Here is an 18,643-nt window from a genome sequence, read left to right as displayed (position 1 = left end):
ATCAGCTCACTTTAGAATGAATATTTCCCTCGTTTATGTCATTTGATATGATGCTGTGAATTTCCAGCAACTGATCTACCCGGTGAGCACATGTATGGTTATTGTGGATCGTTTCCAGCCCACTCTGGATCATAGAAGATGTCTCTTCCGGATTTTGTAAAACTTTTCGCAGTGCCTGTGTCATCTGCTTTCCGTCCTGTACCATCATAAAGTCATTTTTCTTGAAAAGATTTTCGCTGTCTTGCCACGGTGCGGAAACGAGCGGTATGCCACATGCCAAGGCCTCGAAAGGACGAATGGTGGGGATGCCCGGCAGCGATTGTGCATACGCTCTGCGTGGCACATGCACTGTGCATTTATACCTGGAATAGACTTCCGGAACTTTTCCCGAAGGAAGATAACCACCATAATCAATACCAGCTTTGTACAGCAGATCCAGTGCTTCGTCGGGATAGCGAACACCATACATTTTGGCTTTCAGCCCGAGCTTTTTCACAGGCTTAATTAAGAATTCTATCAGCTCTTCTGTACGCTCATCGTCGCCCCAATTGCCGATCCATACCAGGTCTCCCTCTTTTTCTTCCACATCATTTTTGGGATGAAAAACATTGGTATCGGCGGCCTCATGCCAGGTCCAGGCACATTTTGCCCACTTATTTTTTACGTAGAGATCTCTAATCACCCTGCCGAAAGCAAGTACGCCGTCATAAGCTTCCAAGTTATACTTTGCGATTTCGTGGGGTGCTGTCACCGACCGGTGATGCGTATCATGAAACAGCAGTGTGTATTGGTGCTTTCTTTTAAGTTCACCTATCCGTTTTACCAGCTCCGGATCATTCCACTCATGAACAACCACCAAGTCGGCATCTTCCAGCACATCATCAAAATTGGTCGATTCGCTGTAAAAATTGGTATGCAATTGCGGATATATCTCCTTAAAATCTCTTACCCCCTCCATTCCTCGTTCCTTAATCCAGTTCCTGTAACTCCAGCCATCCCGGGGCTCATATACCCGCACGTCGTGACCGCGCTTCAGCAGCTCCGATGCTATACCGCGCAAAAAGTGAGCATTGCCATGATTCCAGTCAGATACAAGGGAATGATAAAACAGAAATATCTTCATCTTTCAGTGTTATTTTTTAAAACTTTCTGGTAATATTTAATTTTCTCTTACTAATCTGATTTTGCTCTTCCGCAAGAAGTTTGCGATACGTTTCTATGTATCTTGCGGCAAACCGGTCGGGGGAATAGTAACGAGCCCGCTGCCTTGCCTGACCACCCAGCTTTTTCCGCTTCTCATCGTTGTTGATTAGATATTGAATTTTCGCTTTCAGCTCGTCGGCATCATCGGGATCCACATACAAGGCATCTTTTCCCCAGATCTCTCTCAGCGTGGGGATATCACCCAATACCAATGCACAGCCCGACAGCGCCGCCTCCAGAACCGAAAGTCCAAAAGGCTCATATCGTGCCGGCAATACATAAATGCCTGCCCCGGCCAACCATTGCTTTACCTCATCTGTGGGGAGTTGGCCCAGTATTGTCAGATTTTCTGATTCCGGTAGTTTTTCCCGGGATTCTCCTGCCACAAAAACCGGCCACTCCAGCCGATCAGCACTCTCTGTCAATTGGTAAATATTTTTTGCCTCATCCCACAGTCGTCCCATGCTGAAAATGAATGGCTTTTTATCACCGGGCGTATAATCCTCAGCACTTCTTGCATTGTGAATAAAGTTGAAGTTGGAAAATGGCCCGTAGTAATTGTCCAGCTGATTCAACATGTGATAACTGACCCCTACAACATAGTCCGCATGTTGTAGTCCCTGCATTACGCGCCGGGTATACGTGTCCCATTCGTCAGGTGCCGGCTCTCCCTTAACCGCCTGCCACCAAGATAAAACACAGGAATGACCAACCATCAGTACGGGTGCATTCCAGGATAAATGGCCGTGGGCGTAGTTGTTCAGGTGAATCAAGTCGGGCTGAATCTTTCGCTCAAGCTCAAGTAGCCATTGCCCCGCCTGATCCACCTCATCCCACGGCTCATCCATCCATTCCAGTTTATAATCGCTCTCGTGAATAGTCAGGGCCGATATTTTTTTGGATTCTCTCCATTGGCTGTCAGATAATTTCCGTCCCATTGTAGCCAGATGTATCTCAATTTCGTACTCCTGTAGCGCTTTACTTAGCTCCAGCGCATACTGCCACACGCCACCCATAGTATCGGCGGTCATCAGCACGGTATTTGGCAGTGATCTTAACCTCATGACAAACAGTTTTGATATAAAAGATCCAGTGCATGGGCTACTTCAATATATTGTTCCGCTGCGGAATCAAATTTATTGCTCTCTGCAAGTTTACTGCTCCACTCCACGGCCGCTCTGCCACCCCATTCGTCCGGCGGGCCTGCAAGCCTTTCTACGGAACTACCTACCAACTTCTCAGCCGTAAAGTCATAGAATGAGCCATCCACGTTGCGGAAAACCGCACCCCCTTTCTCTCCAAAAAAAGCAGCCTCAATAACAGCGTCTCTTCCTACGGGTAAATTCCACGAACAGGATAGCTGCACGGAAATATTCTTTCCGACAGAGAATTGAGTAGTTACATAATCCTCGACCTGTTCATCCCGATTGCTTAACAGGTTACCTTTCTGATACATCTGTCCCTCAGGGTGGTGGATCTCGTCTTCGCCCAAGACCCAAAAAAGCAGATCAACCAGATGAATGCCTAAGTCCATCAGGCATCCACCGCCCGCCAGAGACGGATCATAGTACCAGTCCTTATCCGGCCCATACGCATTATGAAAAGTCAGGCGGACAGCATGAATATTTCCCAGCTCTCCTGAGTGTACCACCTCTTTCACTTCTTGAGCCGCTTGGATATGGCGATAGCAAAAATCGACTCCCAGCAGCAGGTTTTGTTCACGTGCGGTATTCACCACACGTTCTGTTTCCTCTCTATTTCTGCCGAGCGGCTTCTGGCAAAATACAGCCTTTCCTTTTTTCAGCGCCTCCAATGCCTGATCTGCATGCAAAGCACTGGGTGTAGCTATAACAATTCCATCGATATCTCTATCCAACATAGCCTCTAAAGAAGAAATATGCTGGACGTCATCAATTTCTTTTCTCACCTCTTGCACGGCTTCATCGTCGGGATCAACTGCTGCCTTTATCTCTGCTATCTGCTGCTCGTTGATCGCCATCAGCCGGTTTTTACCAATCCAGCCTACACCGGCAAATCCAAGTTTTGGTTTTGTTGCCATCAAAGAGTTCTTCATCTGTCGAATCTTATAAGAGCTTTTGTGAAACCTTCCGGTTTTTGCTGCTGCATCTTAAACGCCTGCTGTATGCGGTCCGGAGGAAAAGTATGTGTGACCAGGGAAAAGGGATCCAAAATTCCTCTGCTGATATATTTAATTGCTTCACGCATCCCTTTGATATATTCATCAGAATTACGTTCGTGTGCATTGATCACATCCATACCACGCCAGTTCCACATCTGCATATCAACCGTTCGTTCGCCATCCTGATGGTACCCGGCAATAACGAGGCGGCCCCGAATCCCGGTCAGCTTTGCGGCTAGTGTCAGCGCCTCTTGCTTCCCGGCCGTCTCTATGACGCAATCGCACAGATCTCCTCCAGTAACTTCTTCGACCACATCAGCTATTTCATCATCTTTCTTATCTCTGATATTCCACACATAATCGGCACCAAAACGTTCAGCATTTCTCAGGGATGAATTCCGTCGTGACAATGCTATAACAGTAGCGCCGGCATGTTTGGCCAACTGCACCAGCATCGATCCCAGCCAGCCGATCCCGACAATTGCCACCGTCATATTCTGTTTGATCTCACTTCGCCGAAAGATATTCATGGCACATCCCAATGGTTCACCCGGAAAAGGCTGACTACTTAGACTGTCGGGTAACTCTACCACCTCCGTTTCTTTTGCGACATCATATTCGGCGTAAGCATTGTAGCAGAGGCCCGTCACCCGATATCCCCGGTGAATGGTCTTTACGTTTTCACCCACGGCATCCACCACGCCCCATCCTTCATGACCCGGGCTACCTGGTTCCACAGGATATGAAAACCACTCTCTGCCTTCCCAAACCGGTAAATCCGAGCAACATAATCCACAACCTTCCAGCCGGATTCGCACCTCATCAGGCCCTGGATCGGGCACCTGTTTTTGCTGTATCTCTACCTGCTGCGGTGCTGTTATTACAGCAGCTTGCATTACTTTTTTCTGCGTATCTGGCTTTCGTGGTATTGTTTTTGGATCCGGAGACATAACAAATAGATTAAGCAGTTATAGTTTTATCGGGAATCTCGACAGCATCTGTTTGCAACAGCCATTCGTATAGTTCACTTACGCCTTCTGTGATATTGTGACGAGGCTTCCACCCGGTCATCGAACTAAACTTCTCGGTATCGGAGACGTAGTATTTCTGATCACCAGGGCGCCAGTCATCATAGTAAAGTGTAATTTTATCGCCGGTGAGTTCTTCTATAACATTGATAAACTCTCTCAGGCTGATACTGTTTTCATATCCGCCTCCGATATTAAAGACTTCACCGGCAAGCTGATCAATCTGATCGTAGGTTAGTTCAAAGGCATTTACCAGATCCTGGATGTAGAGAATATCCCGCACCTGTTTTCCGTCGCCGAAAATTGTTATGGGATTGTCTTTCAGCGCCTGAATGAGAAAGTGAGCCACCCACCCCTGATCTTCGGTACCAAACTGGTGCGGACCGTAAATGCAGCTCATCCGAAACACAACTGTTTTCAGTCCATACGTGCGGGCATAATCTCTGATATACGAATCAGCCGATCCTTTTGAACATCCATACGGGCTTTTGAAATCCAGCTGTTGATTTTCGTCAACCTTTTCGGGCTTCATCATATATCGCTTATCACCCAGTACTAAATTTTTCTCTGACAAATCCCCATACACTTTGTTGGTAGAAGTAAAAACCACAGGAGGCTGGTGGTCTGTTTGGCGAACGGCCTCTAACACATTCATAGAGCCCACCAAATTGGTTTGAAAATCATGAAAGGGATGCTCAAAACCAGTTGTAACGGCTACCTGGGCGGCCAAGTGAAAAATGAATTCAGCCTCTTCCACAGCTTCGCGCACCTTGTATTTATTCTGCACGTCTGCAACCCTGATATTCAAATTATGTTTATGACGACGTCTCAACCAGTTGAGATTAGTCTCCACACCAGGACGCTCCAGACTGTCCAAAATAGTTACAGCTTTCCCCTCACTTAATAGCTGGTGCGCCAGATTCGTGCCGATAAAACCTGCTCCACCGGTAATCAATATACTTTTTTCACCTTCGGGAACTGTGTTGTGTGAATCTATAATCCATGGGAAGCGATCCAGGTTACTGATACCGTAGTCTTTCAATAAGCGATAGAGCAGTTTGGGACGTCCGGCCGTATCTACCATACCAAAATGATACTCACGGTCATCAATATGGAAGCCATCTATAGTCTCTTTTTGCGGGCTCAAATCATTCAGGCAATACCAGTAGACGCGCTCGGCGGGAGCATCCAACACATTTACAAATTCCTGGACCTGCTGTTTTTCATCCTGCTGCCAGGTAGAGTATCCCGCCTCGGTAATCCATATTTCCTGATTCGCATCGTAATGATCGATCACCTCCTGGATTTGCCCGACCGCTATATCCCAACCGTCCCAGTCGGTATCAAACGTACCGGGAAAACCGTGAATGCCCACCGCATCCACCTGGTCCATTAAACCAATATCATACATATGTCGCAGCCAACCCGGATCAATTGGGCTCATACCGCCCAGTAATACTTTTTTCTCATACTCCTTTACAACTTCTGCAGCTCCGCCGACAAATTCGTTGAAAATGCTCCAGTCAGAATCCAGCCGAAAATCATATTCGCTGGTGTTATTGGGTTCGTTCCAAAGTTCCACCCAGTCAAAATACTGTCCATATTTTTGCAGTATTGTATTTGTAAAATCCGCAAAATATTCCGGATAGCGCGGAGGGGCCGAGGTCTTGGGTTCAATCCCAATAGAAGGAGGGGTGTAGAGCAAGCAGGGTAGAATATTAACATGCTCGGAAAGCTTCGGGATCAACCAATCCAGCCATTCGACACCTTCGGGTGTATGATAATCGGCCCATGATACACCCGTCCGTAACTCATCAATTCCAATTTCATGGATCTGCTGAATCGCTTTCTCCACATTTTCTTTGTCGCCCAGGTGAAACCACTCCAGTGCCCCTAAAACTGGTTTATCCTCGGCTCTGCGTTTTGGTATTGTCTCCATCTCTCTTAATCCTCTTATTTGGATTGATAGTGCTCTTTTATTTGAAACAAACTCTTGAAGCGCTGTCTAAACAGTCAGTCCTTTTTCTGCCAATTCTTCTTCTGCCTTATCTACATAATCATTTGCGGACTGTCCGGCCAGCCATTCAACAAGCTCTTCAATTCCTTCTTGCAGTGATATTTCAGGTGAATAACCTAACACGGATTGCGCTTTCGTGATATCGGCATAACAGTGGCGAATATCTCCGGCACGATATTTACCGGTCACTTCGGGTGTTAAATGGGATTTTCCCATCGACTGACCTACTTTTTCGGCTATTTCTCGAATAGTGTATGCTTCACCACTACCTATATTGAATACGTTGTCGGCCGCTTCAGGCGTCTCCAAAACGAATCGGCAGGCACGTGCTATATCTTTAACATGCACGAAATCACGCTGCTGAAAACCATCCTCAAAGATCAGCGGTGGTTTATCATTCAAGTAACGCGAGCTGAAAATTGCCAATACTCCTGTATAGGGATTTGATAACGCCTGCCGCGGGCCGTAAACATTAAAAAATCGAAGTGCCGTCACCGGAATATCATAGGAGCGACCGATAATCATACCAAGCCGTTCCTGGTCGTATTTTGAAAGAGCGTAAACCGAAGCCAGAGAAGGTGTTTTGGTTTCGGGAGTGGGTATGGGGCGCAAGGTACGACCGTTTCCATCAAATGGTTCCCAGTTGCCCTCAGCAAGCTGTTTTTTGCTTCGCTCTACATGATGATAAAGCACCGAATCGGAATCTTTATATAAACCTTCGCCGTAAATACTCATGCTCGAAGCTACCACCAGGCGATCCACCGGCCGATCAATAAGTGCTTCTAACAACACCGAAATGCCTATGTCATTCACATCCATATAATCGCTGATTTGATACATGCTTTGCCCCACGCCCACACGTGCAGCAAAGTGATAGACGGCATCCACTCCCTCCAGCGCTTTGTTAATCATCTCTTTGTCACGTACATCACCGCGAATAAATTCTGCCTGATTATTCAAATAATCCGGTTTCTCCGAACCGGATCCATGAACCTGTTCTACCAGACTGTCTAAAATTCGTACTTCATACCCGTGGCGGAGCAGTTCATCAGTCAGATGTGAACCGATAAAACCAGCTCCACCCGTAATCAGAATTTTATCTGCCATCTTGTTTTGCTTTTGGTTACAGATGATTTATTACATCGGCTGCGCCGATGGACGCATCACAATATCATTGAGTGCAATATCATGCGGCTGTGAAACAGCATAAAAAACGGCATCTGCTATTTGCTCGGGCTTCACAGCGCCCCATCCAATCTCTTCGGGAGTCTGTGTGCCGCTAATCATATTGCTGAAAAAATTTGTATCAACCACTCCCGCATGAATCACAGTTACCCGGACATCCGGCTGTACTTCGAGCCGAAGCGTTTCAGCTAACTGATCGAGGGCGGCTTTGGTAGCAGAGTAAATGCCTCCATAGGGATAGGGATTTTTCACCGAAACCGAGGATATGAATACCACATCACCGGTCTGATTTTTGACCATATTTGGTACAAATGCCCGGATCAATCGAAATGCGCTAAAAACATTGAGCTTAAAAACATGCTCCCACGTATCAGGATCACCCTCGGTAAGCTTTTCATGGACACCCTGACCGGCGTTACAGATCAATATATCGGGATTGCCCATATCATTCCTGACCTGATCGACAAACTGATCAATCTGTGATGGCTGTGTTAGATCTGCCGAAAATGACAATCCCGGCATGGATTCCGAATTATTGATGTCAGCGGTAGCAGTTTCAAAACCGGCGTCAGAAAATCTCTCTGTTATACTTTTTCCGATGCCTGAACCGCCTCCCGTAATGACCGCTTTTCGTAAAGGTTTTTTCGTTTTGTCCTCTCTCGAACCCGCTATTTCGGCAGTCTCTTGGTCAGTTAAATCTGTAAAATCAGAAGCTTTCATTTTTTAATTTTCAGTTATTTTTAGCTGAAGCAATAATATATCAGCTGATCAGCAGCATCTTCCTAAAAATGACATCTATTTTACTGTCTGGCATTTTATTATGCGAATGTAATAAGACTAGTTAATTTAGTCTCTTTAGTAGCCAAAAAGGTCAGAGGGGAATTGATTTATTCGTGGGATAGAAAGTGACAGCCGTCTGCTACCAACTACTCTATATATACGGATCGTTGTTATAGATAGCCGAATGCTGACAACTGGCAAAATACAATAACTAACCGCTATCTCTTTTCTTTTAGCTACTCAGTTTTAAGTTGATTTGGGAGCTTATCGCTTCAACTGTCTCGATTTACCAGCTTGTTAAAGTTGCTGCTTTCTCCATCTTTCGTTTCTTCCTGATAGATCAGCGCCAGATTGTTTTCCTCAAAAATTTCGAACCATTCATCCCAGTCTATTTCCTCCAGGTTCTCTTCTGCATAACCGGGGAAATCCAGCCTCAGCATTTCAGTCTTTTCTTTATCTCGGGATATGACAGCAGGTTTTCCATCTCTTGCTTCGGCCCACTTACGAATGGTTTCATGATCTGTTGTACGTTGGGTCTCTTGACTCATAAGCAACCTCCTCTTAGTTTTTTATTTCTTTTCTCGAAGTGTTTCAACTCCCTCCGGCTGCATGATGTTCCGAGCCACGAGTAGTATTTTATAAATTACCTAAGCATAAAAACAAAGGGTAAACTATAGCGAACTCGTACCGGTTCACCCCGCTGTCTGCCGGGTTCAAATTTTGCCATTTTTGTCACACGCACGGCCTCTTCGTCGGCTCCGCCACCTATTCCTCTAATTACTTCAGGATTTTCAACTTCACCTTTTTCATTTACTATAAATTGTACAACTACCCGCCCCTCTATACCTGCTTGTCGAGCTTTTTGGGGATATCTTATTTTACTCTGAAGATCAGCCAGACTACCCTTTAATTGGGGCATCTGCTCAACAGCAATAAAGAACTCTTCCTCTTCTTCATCCTCATTTTTTGGGTCATCAGGGGGGTCAGGTACATCCAGCGGTTGATCCAGACTTAATTCAGCATCCAAATTAATTATTTGCTCCTCAACGATTTCGCTGTTGGGAACCTCAATAGGTACTTGCGGTCGGGGCGGTGGTGGAGGCTTATCCAGCTGTTCGGTTTGCACAACCTCTTCCATTTTCACAATCTCCTGCTCCTTATCTAATACTAGCTCTGATTTTTTAGCCACAAAATCTACTTTTGTAGCCACAATAAAAATCATTAGCACTACGACAATTCCGACTTCCAGTAAAAGTGTATAATAGTTTCTTAGATCATATTTCGGCTTTTTAATATCAGAGCGCATGGCGACCTCCGGGTTAATTAAGAATTTTCCAACCTATCTGACCAAAAGACATTTCATTTATTGCAACAATCGCACCAAAGTAGATATGCCGCTTTCGAGCCTTCTATAGTTAGTTGCCGAATCAACCAATTTGCACTATTGCAATATTTCAAGCACCAAATTTTCTCCATGGTAATTTGATCATTTTGCCAATGACACATGCCACAAACGGGACAGATATTAATACTGATTAAAAGTTGAACGATAGTAATTTTCAGAATATATTTAAGAGTTAAATGTCTTAAATACTTAATTTAATCCAGATGCTATTATCTAAATCATGTGAATACGGATTGCGGGCATCGCTGTTTCTGGTTGCTCATCACAATGGCAAATATATATCGATCCGCGAAATGAGCGATAAACTGGACATCTCCTTTCACTTTCTGACAAAAACATTGCAGCAACTTACCGGTGCTGGATTAATGGAATCACATAAAGGACCTAACGGGGGAGTACGTCTTGTTAAAGATGGAACTGATATAACGCTTTTTGAAATTGTGATCGCTATAGATGGACAAAAAACATTTACAGAATGCGTCTTGGGTTTGCCGGGATGTGGCACTAAGAAACCGTGTCCCCTGCATGACATCTGGGAAGAAACCCGGCAGCATATATTAAAAATGCTTCAAACCACAACGCTAAAGGAATTGGCAGATAAAGGGAAGGCAGGAAATTTGCGAATAACAACAGACGGTGAATTTGTGTGGAACTGATCTTGCAAAATTTCAAAAGCAAATTTCAAAAGTCTTGCAATGCTGCAATAGCTAACACTTACTTTGACGCAAATGTAGGGAGATTCTCTACTAATAAATAATCTCTTCCCTTCACATAAATCCTAATAAACTTAAATATAATAAGCGATGAATAGTGAATATAAGCCATGACAAGGATCAAAAGTTTAACAGCCTTGAAAACGAGAAAAACCAATCATGAAAACAACCCTCTAGTAACATCTTGGCATAACAATTGCACTACTTAAAATATAATTTCATACAAAATACTCTTAAATATAAATTGAACAATGAAATATCTGAAGCTAACAATATGCCTGGCAGTTTTAGCACTAGCACTCATCGTCGGATGTAGTGCAGAAAGCCCGGAAAATAACAATGCATCTAACTCAAAAGATAATGAAAGCGGACTAACAGATTTTGAAATGAAAAACGGTATTGGTCCTGTCACCGAAGAAATCACAATTGAGGAAATCGACCAACAAATGGCTGAAAAAGGTGCCAAGATATTTGAAACCAAATGTTCGGCCTGCCACAAAATGGATGAACGCTATGTAGGACCGCCATTAAGCGGAATTACAAATGCCCGAACACCGGCCTATCTCATGAACATGATTTTAAATCCGGAAGAGATGATAAAAAAACACCCTATTGCAAAATCATTGATGCAAGAATATTTGACGCCCATGCCCAATCAGAATTTGACTCATGAAGAGGCTCGGGCGGTGGTAGAATATTTAGCTTCAAATCCTGAATAAATCACAACTGTTGACTTAAACATTAATATAACGAGGAATAACTATGGAGAAATTAATCAATAAAAACTGGCTGTGGTCGCTTTCGGCGCTGTTAGTCTTTGGGCTTTTGTCCTTCGGATGCTCGCAGAATGGCGAATTTGGATCCAGTTCGGATGCAGCCCAAAAAGTATATGTAGCACCGGGAGAACACGATGAGTTCTACGGATTCTTCTCAGGTGGCTACAATGGTCAGCTCGGAGTGTATGGCCTGCCTTCAGGGCGACATATCTTTACCATTCCGGTTTTTTCACAGGCTCCTGTGAACGGATATGGATACAGCGAAGAAACCAAAAATATGCTGCGGACCACTGATGGGTTTATTCCCTGGGGAGATGCTCACCACCCGGAACTTTCCCAGACCAATGGCGAAACTGACGGACGGTGGATTTTCATCAATGAAAACAATACACCACGCATTGCCCGAATAGGTCTTGATGATTTTAAAACTCAGGAAATCATCGAAATTCCAAATTCGGCCGGTAATCATGCATCATCTTTTGTAACTCCGAATACCGAATACGTATCGGCAGCAACTCGCTTTAGCATTCCTATGGATGAGAACTTGCAAAATAGCGATGTCTCAATCGACTCATATAAAGAAAATTTCGGAGGCTCAATATCCTTCATCAAAGTTTCTGAAGAAGGAAAGATGAACATCGATTTTCAAATTATGATGCCCGGCTATAACTACGATTTGTCACATGCGGGCAAAGGTCCCTCCGATGGCTGGTCTTTCTTCACCAGTTATAACAGCGAAGAAGCACACACGCTATTAGAAATTAACGCTTCTAAAAACGACAAAGACTTTATAGCAGCCATTAACTGGAAAAAAGCGGCTGAATATGCAGCTGCAGGCGAAGGTAAAATGATCCCCGGAGAACACTATCGAAACTACATCGATCACGAAGAAGGCGGAATAGTGAAAAGCGAGGTTATTGAAGAAGTTCGCGTACTTGATCCTCGTGAACTGGAAGGCATTGTGTACTTCCTGCCAACACCAAAATCGCCTCACGGCGTTGACGTTGACCCAACCGGCCAATATATCGCCGCCGGCGGTAAACTTTCTACGGTGATTCCGGTACATTCGTTTGCCAAGATAGAAGAGGCTATCGCAAATGAAGATTTCGAGGATGAAATAAATGGCATACCCGTACTTAATTACGATTCTATTCTGCACGGAGAAGTGAAAGATCCGGGTCTTGGCCCGCTCCACACTGAGTTTGACGGAAAAGGTAATGCCTACACAACTGCTTTCATCTCTTCCGAAATCGTAAAATGGAATGTCGAGACGCTTGAAGTCATCGACCGCATCGATACTTATTATTCACCGGGTCACCTTATGATTCCGGGCGGCGACAGCCAAAAGCCGGATGGTAAATATCTGGTAGCACTTAATAAAATTACTAAAGATCGCTACCTGCCCACCGGACCCGAAATGTTCCACTCGGCACAGCTGATTGATATTTCCGGTGAAAAAATGCAGTTGTTGCTGGACTTCCCCACCGAGGGCGAACCACACTACGCCCAGGCTATAACGGCGGACAAGGTTAAAGAACGGCAAAAGCGATTCTACAACCTCGATGAAAACAAGCATCCCCGGGCAGCAACCAGTGAGCAGCAAACGCGTGTCGAGCGGGATGGTAACAAAGTACATGTTTACATGACAACCATCCGAAGCCACTTTTCACCCGATAATATTGAGGGTATTAAGGTAGGCGACGAGGTGTACTTCCACGTGACAAACCTCGAGCAGGACTGGGATGTGCCTCACGGCTTTGCCATCAAGGGTGCCGAAAATGCTGAACTGCTCATTATGCCGGGTGAAACGTTAACGCTTAAATGGACCCCCAAAAAAGCAGGCGTAGTACCTTTCTACTGCACCGACTTCTGCTCGGCTCTGCACCAGGAGATGTCTGGATATGTACGTGTATCTCCTGAAAATTCGGATACCCCAATTTCTTACGGAACAGGTAATAATTAATAAATGAACCTCAATCCTCGGGGAGGGGAGTGTGACAGCTCCCTTCTTCTTAACTAACTAAAAGAACGTTTTATCTTCTCGATTATGAATACTAAACAAAGGATTGCGATGGCCGTTGCGGCCCTGATTTTACTCCTGATCTATTTTGTACCCATCTGGAGTGTGAGCATGGAAGCCCCACAATACCCTGAAGGAATAGGTATGAATATTACAGTCAATAATATTGAGGGTAAGGAGAAGAATGACCTGCAGAATATTAACGGGTTGAACCACTACATCGGGATGAAAGAAATTAATCCCAATTCTATTCCCGAACTAAAAATCATGCCGTATATATTTGGATTTCTGATCATTTCAGGGCTGGGAATTGCTCTCTGGGGAGATCGCAAATGGATCCTGGTTTGGCTTGGTATTTTTGGGCTGTTTGCCATAGCTGGCTTAGTCGACTTCTACGTCTGGGGATATGATTATGGCCATAATCTTGATCCCAGTGCACCGATCAAAGTCCCAGGTATGACTTATCAGCCCCCGTTAATCGGCAGTAAACAGTTATTGAATATTAATGCGACTTCGCTTCCCCATATCGGATTCTATATATCACTTATTTCTATGGGGATAGCAAGCTGGGTTTGGAAATCCAGTAGTAATAAATAATAAACAGCGTAATTGTCCGCACCGACAATTGGGCTGATTAATTTTAGGAAAGAAAGGATTGAGAAAATGAAGTCTTATAAAAACGTACTATCAGTTTTAGCAGTAGCAGGGCTGATGCTTATAACTGCAGCATGCAGCCAGGAACCGGCTGAAATTCATTATGGAAGTGACGAATGTGTCCACTGCAAAATGATGATTATGGATAATCAATTCGCCGCACAGCTGGTTACCACCACAGGCAAAGCGTATAAATTCGATGCTATTGAATGTTTGGCCGCCTACTATAATGACAATAGTACAGAGCTTAAAAAAGCAGTTTTGTATGTCAGTGATTATGATAGGCCCGGCAGCTGGCTCAATGCCCGCGAAGCACAATTTGTAAAAAGCGAAGTTGTGCAAAGTCCGATGGGCGAATCGCTGCTGGCATTTTCATCCAACCAAGAAGCCAAAAAACACATAGCCGAAAAACCTGGCGAAATCTTGCAGTGGGATGATGTACTGGAACTGAAGAAATAATAACTGAGAAGGTTTGAGGATCATGATATCAAAATTCAAAATAACAGCTCTCTCTTTTTTGCTTGTCTTAATTACGCAAGGGGCTTGGGCACAGCAGGTTACCGTATCTGCCGAGGGTGAGATTACTTCTTTGCAAAAGGGTATTGACAAGGCTGCCGCCTATGATACCCTGCTAATTAATGAGGGTCTTTATACCGAGCACGATATCACCATAGATAAACCACTGACAATTATTGGAGAAGGGAAAGTGGTGATTGATGGAGATCACCAGGGATTTGTTCTTATTATTAACGCAGATGATGTAACGGTTAAAAATATTGAAGTGAAGCATGCCAAGAAAAGTTTTATGGAAGATTATGCCGGTATACTGATCGAAGAAACAGACAACACCGTTATTGAAAACGTAACGCTTACGGATAATTTTTTCGGAATTTATCTTGCTAAGGCTTCAAATACGCTACTAAAGAACAACCATATTACCGCATCAGGCCTGCGCGAAACACAATCGGGAAATGGCATTCATCTCTGGTATAGCAAGGATTCCAAAATACAGGATAATTATGTGAGCGGTCACCGCGACGGGCTCTATTTCGAGTTTGTGGATGGTGCCAACATTTCCGGAAACGTGAGCGAAGAAAATATTCGATACGGCATTCATTTCATGTATTCCGATAACTGCCGTTATGAGCAAAATATCTTTCGAGATAATGGCGGCGGCGTGGCTGTGATGTATACCTCAAATGTGGAAATTATCAATAATCGGTTTGAAGACAACTGGGGATCAAGTGCCTACGGAATGCTACTCAAAGAAATCAACAGAAGCCGTATTGTAGGCAATGAGTTCAATAATAATTCCGTGGGTTTGTATATCGAAGCTACCAGCAGAAACGAGTTTTTAAACAACACATTTCATCAAAATGGATGGGCTGTTAAACTGCAGGCGAACTCGACTGATAATAAATTTACCCACAACAATTTCATTGCTAACTCTTTTGAGGTGTCAACAAACAGTAGAATGAACTACAACAATAACTTTGATAAGAACTACTGGAGTCAATACGAAGGATACGATCTGGACAGAGACGGCGTGGGCGATGTGCCCCATCGTCCGGTGCGGTTGTTTTCGATCTTAGTCGAAAAACAACCTGAATCACTGCTGCTTTTGCGCAGCCTGCTGATCGACATTCTCGATGCCGCCGAAAAATTTATGCCGGCGCTGACGCCCGAAACGCTCATCGATTCAAAACCGCAAATGACCAGAATATCATGATTACAATTAAAGGATTGAGAAAAGATTTTGGTCCCCGCACCGTGCTTGACAACCTGGACCTGGAGATCCCTGCCGGACAAGCGACCGGCATCGTGGGACCAAACGGCTCAGGAAAAACGACTACGATTAAAGCATTGCTGGGACTGGTAAAACCAACTTCCGGCAAAATTTATGTTGATGGCGAATCCGTGGAAGGGCAATCGAATTATCGCCAAAAAATTGGTTATATGCCCCAGACAGCGCGTTATCCCGAAAATATGACGATCGGAGAGCTGTTTTCATTTATCAAAAAAATCCGCGGCAACGATATAAGTCGTGACAAAGAGCTGCTTTCGCATTTTGGATTAGATGATGAGATCAACAAAAAAATGCGAGCTCTTTCGGGTGGTATGCGTCAAAAAGTGGGAGCGATTTTGGCGATGATGTTCGACCCGGAGATTCTGATCTTTGACGAGCCAACTGCCGGACTTGATCCCAGCGCCAGCGTTCGTTTCAAGAAACTTGTTCATCAACAAAAAGACCGTGGTAAAACCATATTGCTCACTACGCATATCATGAGTGAAATTGAAGAGATGACCGACTATATCGTCTTTATTGTCGGAGGCAAAATCAGGTATCACGGTCCTACGCAAGAACTTATTGAAATTCAAAAAGAACAGCGGCTCGAAGGTGCCGTGGCCAAAATGATGGAGGAGGAAACAGTATGAAAGCATTAACGATTTTAAAGTACCAATGGAAAGATCTGATTCGTGGAAAGTGGATTATCGGGTACGGCTTGATCTACCTACTTATTGCCGATGCCATGATTCGATTCGGCAGTGCCGGCCCAAAAGCTATGCTCAGCATCTCAAATATAATGTTGCTGCTTATCCCCCTCGTTGGGATGATTTACGGCGCTCTGTATTTATATCAATCGCGTGAATTTACCGAGCTGCTGCTGGCCCAGCCGATCGATCGTAAAACGCTGTTCTGGGGGTTGTTCGGTGGACTTGCTTTTCCGCTGGCACTGGCCTTTACCGCCGGAGTAGGAATACCTTTTATATATACCGGCATGATTCTTACTGAAAACCTTGGCTCTATTTTACTTCTGGTAACACTCGGGATAGTGCTAACCCTGTTATTTACCGGTCTTGGCTTCTGGTTTGCCCTCAAATTTTTTGAAGATAAAATAAAGGGGCTCGGTTTTGCCTTGGTAAGCTGGCTCTTTCTGGCCGTGATCTACGACGGCCTGGTACTGCTTGCTGTTTTTGCTTTTGGGAATTACCCCATTGAAAAACCGATGCTGACGATGGCGCTGATCAATCCTATTGATCTGGCACGCATTACCGTACTGCTGGAATTTGATATCTCTGCGTTGATGGGATATACCGGTGCGGTGTTTAACCGCTTTTTTGGAACTGTCATGGGTATTTCGGTAGCTGCAAGCTGCCTGCTGCTCTGGCTGGGGATCCCGCTCTGGCGAAGCAGTAGACAATTTGAAAAGAAAGATTTTTAAAGATGAATAGAACACGGATAACATGGGTTAAGCTGATGGCCACAGATAATAATTATCACCTGCGATCATCTGTAGCATCTGCAAAATCCGCATTCTATTAAGAAGCTAAAGTTATGGAAAGCGTCAGTCTCGATCTTATTAAAAAATATAACGTGCAGGGGCCGCGGTATACCTCGTATCCCACTGCCGTTCAGTTTCAGAAAATCACGGAGAGGAAAGGGGATGCATTATTGAAGTATCTGATGGAAAGAAACAGTGAGGCTCGTCCCATCTCACTTTATTTCCACATCCCCTTTTGCTTTTCACTCTGCTGGTACTGCGGGTGCACAAAAGTGATCACCAAAGATCAGGATCGCGGCGATGCTTACCTGGATTACCTCGAAAAAGAGATGGATCAGATTGCCGATATGCTGCACCCCGAATCAACAGTAGTGCAGATTCATTTTGGCGGTGGTACACCTACTTTCCTGAAAGCAAAACAGTTAGAGCGACTGGGATCTGCCATCCACAACCGGTTTAACGTAACCGATGAAACAGAGTTCGGAGTTGAAATCGACCCGCGTCGCTGCACGAAAAAGCATATCCAAACGCTGGCCGATATCGGATGCAACCGCGCCTCGCTGGGCGTGCAGGATACTAACAAAGAGGTCCAGGAAGCAGTTCATCGCATTCAGCCCTTTGAATTAACTAAGAATGTTACTGAATGGCTCCGTGAAGTAGGTATTGATTCCATCAACTTTGATCTCATTTACGGGCTTCCGCTGCAAAACCTGCAAACTTTTCGGCGGACAATGGATGACATACTATCACTGCAGCCCGACCGGCTGGCCGTTTACAGCTACGCACATATCCCCAGCATCATGCCAGCACAAAAATTGCTCAACGAAGAGGATATGCCTTCCACCGATGAAAAATTGGCCATGCTGCAGCAGTCGATTGAATATCTGACTGCAAACAGGTATCGCTTTATCGGGATGGATCACTTTTCAAGGGAAGATGAAGAGCTTACGAAAGCGATGGAAAACGGAACATTACAGCGAAATTTCCAGGGATACAGCACTCATTCCGGTGCCGACCTGTATGCTTTCGGCATGTCCGGCATCTCAAATGTCGGAAAATATTATTGGCAGAATACCAAAGAACTGAATGAATACTATTCTTGGTTAGATAAAGGTAGACTACCGGTGGCCAAAACATTGCAACTTTGCAAGGATGATAAGATAAGAAAAGATGTAATTATGCAAATAATGTGCAAAATGGGCCTTTCGTTCTCTGAAATGGAGGAAAAATGGGGCATAGTCTTTGAGGATTACTTTAGTGAGAGTCTGGATCGGTTATCTGGACTTGTTACCGATAACCTGGTAGAGATAGCCCACAATGAAATCAATATTACTGAACAAGGCCGCCTTTTCTTGCGAAACATTGCAATGTGCTTTGACCGGTATCTCCATGAATCAAAAGTTGACCGTTCGTTTTCAAAAACTGTGTAAAGGAGGTT

The 18,643-nt window shown here is 44.6% G+C and carries 18 protein-coding genes; 9 read left to right on the top strand and 9 right to left on the bottom strand.

Going from position 1 to position 18,643, the window contains the following annotated elements; genetic code table 11:
* Position 1 precedes the first annotated feature (1 nt).
* The 9 genes from ACT3ID_RS00460 to ACT3ID_RS00420 all read right to left on the bottom strand — a co-directional run bounded on the left by ACT3ID_RS00460 (position 2) and on the right by ACT3ID_RS00420 (position 9,659).
* A complete protein-coding gene (locus ACT3ID_RS00460) occupies positions 2 to 1,123 on the bottom strand; it encodes a CgeB family protein (protein ID WP_491540009.1) in 1,122 nt (373 codons plus the stop codon).
* A gap of 16 nt (positions 1,124 to 1,139) precedes the next feature.
* The gene (locus ACT3ID_RS00455) at positions 1,140 to 2,267 is read right to left on the bottom strand and encodes a glycosyltransferase family 4 protein (RefSeq protein ID WP_491540008.1); all 1,128 of its coding nucleotides are present in this window, start codon (positions 2,265 to 2,267) and stop codon (positions 1,140 to 1,142) included.
* A complete protein-coding gene (locus ACT3ID_RS00450; protein ID WP_491540007.1) occupies positions 2,264 to 3,262 on the bottom strand; it encodes a Gfo/Idh/MocA family protein in 999 nt (332 codons plus the stop codon). The genes ACT3ID_RS00455 and ACT3ID_RS00450 overlap by 4 nt, the downstream gene beginning before the upstream one ends.
* Before the next feature lie 11 nt (positions 3,263 to 3,273).
* Positions 3,274 to 4,293 carry an MDR/zinc-dependent alcohol dehydrogenase-like family protein gene (locus ACT3ID_RS00445; RefSeq protein ID WP_491540006.1) on the bottom strand — a complete coding sequence of 340 codons (1,020 nt, stop codon included), beginning with the start codon at positions 4,291 to 4,293 and terminating at the stop codon, positions 3,274 to 3,276.
* 10 nt (positions 4,294 to 4,303) lie between these two features.
* Positions 4,304 to 6,310, bottom strand: coding sequence for a GDP-mannose 4,6-dehydratase (locus ACT3ID_RS00440; protein WP_491540005.1), 2,007 nt, complete (start codon positions 6,308 to 6,310; stop codon positions 4,304 to 4,306).
* A 66-nt stretch (positions 6,311 to 6,376) separates the two neighbouring features.
* On the bottom strand, positions 6,377 to 7,495 hold the full coding sequence (locus tag ACT3ID_RS00435; protein WP_491540004.1) for an NAD-dependent epimerase/dehydratase family protein: 1,119 nt from the start codon (positions 7,493 to 7,495) through the stop codon (positions 6,377 to 6,379).
* A gap of 30 nt (positions 7,496 to 7,525) precedes the next feature.
* On the bottom strand, positions 7,526 to 8,293 hold the full coding sequence (locus tag ACT3ID_RS00430) for an SDR family oxidoreductase (RefSeq protein ID WP_491540003.1): 768 nt from the start codon (positions 8,291 to 8,293) through the stop codon (positions 7,526 to 7,528).
* A 332-nt stretch (positions 8,294 to 8,625) separates the two neighbouring features.
* Positions 8,626 to 8,901, bottom strand: a complete 276-nt coding sequence (locus tag ACT3ID_RS00425; protein ID WP_491540002.1) for a hypothetical protein — start codon at positions 8,899 to 8,901, stop codon at positions 8,626 to 8,628.
* Between the two features lie 95 nt (positions 8,902 to 8,996).
* Positions 8,997 to 9,659 carry an energy transducer TonB gene (locus ACT3ID_RS00420; protein ID WP_491540001.1) on the bottom strand — a complete coding sequence of 221 codons (663 nt, stop codon included), beginning with the start codon at positions 9,657 to 9,659 and terminating at the stop codon, positions 8,997 to 8,999.
* A gap of 302 nt (positions 9,660 to 9,961) precedes the next feature.
* Here ACT3ID_RS00420 and ACT3ID_RS00415 point away from each other — a divergent pair, with 302 nt between their 5' ends.
* From ACT3ID_RS00415 to hemN, 9 genes are all read left to right on the top strand, one after another.
* On the top strand, positions 9,962 to 10,414 hold the full coding sequence (locus ACT3ID_RS00415) for an RrF2 family transcriptional regulator (protein WP_491540000.1): 453 nt from the start codon (positions 9,962 to 9,964) through the stop codon (positions 10,412 to 10,414).
* Between the two features lie 308 nt (positions 10,415 to 10,722).
* Entirely contained in the window at positions 10,723 to 11,190 is a 468-nt protein-coding gene (locus ACT3ID_RS00410) for a c-type cytochrome (protein WP_491539999.1), read from the top strand.
* Between the two features lie 43 nt (positions 11,191 to 11,233).
* Positions 11,234 to 13,210: a Sec-dependent nitrous-oxide reductase gene (gene nosZ / locus ACT3ID_RS00405; RefSeq protein WP_491539998.1), complete on the top strand. Its 1,977-nt coding sequence runs from the start codon at positions 11,234 to 11,236 to the stop codon at positions 13,208 to 13,210.
* 84 nt (positions 13,211 to 13,294) lie between these two features.
* On the top strand, positions 13,295 to 13,864 hold the full coding sequence (locus ACT3ID_RS00400) for a hypothetical protein (protein WP_491539997.1): 570 nt from the start codon (positions 13,295 to 13,297) through the stop codon (positions 13,862 to 13,864).
* 66 nt (positions 13,865 to 13,930) lie between these two features.
* A complete protein-coding gene (locus ACT3ID_RS00395) occupies positions 13,931 to 14,380 on the top strand; it encodes a nitrous oxide reductase accessory protein NosL (RefSeq protein ID WP_491539996.1) in 450 nt (149 codons plus the stop codon).
* Between the two features lie 22 nt (positions 14,381 to 14,402).
* Positions 14,403 to 15,650 (top strand): nitrous oxide reductase family maturation protein NosD, encoded by a 1,248-nt coding sequence (gene nosD / locus ACT3ID_RS00390; protein ID WP_491539995.1) that lies wholly within the window; start codon positions 14,403 to 14,405, stop codon positions 15,648 to 15,650.
* Complete coding sequence (locus tag ACT3ID_RS00385) at positions 15,647 to 16,357, top strand: ABC transporter ATP-binding protein (RefSeq protein WP_491539994.1); 711 nt, start codon at positions 15,647 to 15,649, stop codon at positions 16,355 to 16,357. The genes nosD and ACT3ID_RS00385 overlap by 4 nt, the downstream gene beginning before the upstream one ends.
* The gene (locus ACT3ID_RS00380; protein WP_491539993.1) at positions 16,354 to 17,145 is read left to right on the top strand and encodes an ABC transporter permease subunit; all 792 of its coding nucleotides are present in this window, start codon (positions 16,354 to 16,356) and stop codon (positions 17,143 to 17,145) included. The genes ACT3ID_RS00385 and ACT3ID_RS00380 overlap by 4 nt, the downstream gene beginning before the upstream one ends.
* 113 nt (positions 17,146 to 17,258) lie before the next feature.
* Positions 17,259 to 18,635, top strand: a complete 1,377-nt coding sequence (gene hemN / locus ACT3ID_RS00375; protein WP_491539992.1) for an oxygen-independent coproporphyrinogen III oxidase — start codon at positions 17,259 to 17,261, stop codon at positions 18,633 to 18,635.
* Positions 18,636 to 18,643 lie beyond the last annotated feature (8 nt).

The sequence above is a fragment of the Fodinibius sp. GM108 genome (assembly GCF_058386985.1).
The sequence above is the reverse complement of the archived record's forward strand: the minus strand, read 5'-3'. Positions and strand labels throughout refer to the sequence as shown.

Excerpts from the sequence above, each read along its gene's own strand:
- nosZ (WP_491539998.1), top strand. The coding sequence starts at position 11,234 with ATGGAGAAATTAATCAATAAAAACTGGCTGTGGTCGCTTTCGGCGCTG.
- ACT3ID_RS00385 (WP_491539994.1), top strand. The coding sequence starts at position 15,647 with ATGATTACAATTAAAGGATTGAGAAAAGATTTTGGTCCCCGCACCGTG.
- hemN (WP_491539992.1), top strand. The coding sequence starts at position 17,259 with ATGGAAAGCGTCAGTCTCGATCTTATTAAAAAATATAACGTGCAGGGG.
- nosD (WP_491539995.1), top strand. The coding sequence starts at position 14,403 with ATGATATCAAAATTCAAAATAACAGCTCTCTCTTTTTTGCTTGTCTTA.
- ACT3ID_RS00380 (WP_491539993.1), top strand. The coding sequence starts at position 16,354 with ATGAAAGCATTAACGATTTTAAAGTACCAATGGAAAGATCTGATTCGT.
- ACT3ID_RS00430 (WP_491540003.1), bottom strand. The coding sequence starts at position 8,293 with ATGAAAGCTTCTGATTTTACAGATTTAACTGACCAAGAGACTGCCGAA.
- ACT3ID_RS00425 (WP_491540002.1), bottom strand. The coding sequence starts at position 8,901 with ATGAGTCAAGAGACCCAACGTACAACAGATCATGAAACCATTCGTAAG.
- ACT3ID_RS00415 (WP_491540000.1), top strand. The coding sequence starts at position 9,962 with ATGCTATTATCTAAATCATGTGAATACGGATTGCGGGCATCGCTGTTT.
- ACT3ID_RS00460 (WP_491540009.1), bottom strand. The coding sequence starts at position 1,123 with ATGAAGATATTTCTGTTTTATCATTCCCTTGTATCTGACTGGAATCAT.
- ACT3ID_RS00410 (WP_491539999.1), top strand. The coding sequence starts at position 10,723 with ATGAAATATCTGAAGCTAACAATATGCCTGGCAGTTTTAGCACTAGCA.
- ACT3ID_RS00420 (WP_491540001.1), bottom strand. The coding sequence starts at position 9,659 with ATGCGCTCTGATATTAAAAAGCCGAAATATGATCTAAGAAACTATTAT.
- ACT3ID_RS00435 (WP_491540004.1), bottom strand. The coding sequence starts at position 7,495 with ATGGCAGATAAAATTCTGATTACGGGTGGAGCTGGTTTTATCGGTTCA.
- ACT3ID_RS00400 (WP_491539997.1), top strand. The coding sequence starts at position 13,295 with ATGAATACTAAACAAAGGATTGCGATGGCCGTTGCGGCCCTGATTTTA.
- ACT3ID_RS00450 (WP_491540007.1), bottom strand. The coding sequence starts at position 3,262 with ATGGCAACAAAACCAAAACTTGGATTTGCCGGTGTAGGCTGGATTGGT.
- ACT3ID_RS00455 (WP_491540008.1), bottom strand. The coding sequence starts at position 2,267 with ATGAGGTTAAGATCACTGCCAAATACCGTGCTGATGACCGCCGATACT.
- ACT3ID_RS00445 (WP_491540006.1), bottom strand. The coding sequence starts at position 4,293 with ATGTCTCCGGATCCAAAAACAATACCACGAAAGCCAGATACGCAGAAA.
- ACT3ID_RS00395 (WP_491539996.1), top strand. The coding sequence starts at position 13,931 with ATGAAGTCTTATAAAAACGTACTATCAGTTTTAGCAGTAGCAGGGCTG.
- ACT3ID_RS00440 (WP_491540005.1), bottom strand. The coding sequence starts at position 6,310 with ATGGAGACAATACCAAAACGCAGAGCCGAGGATAAACCAGTTTTAGGG.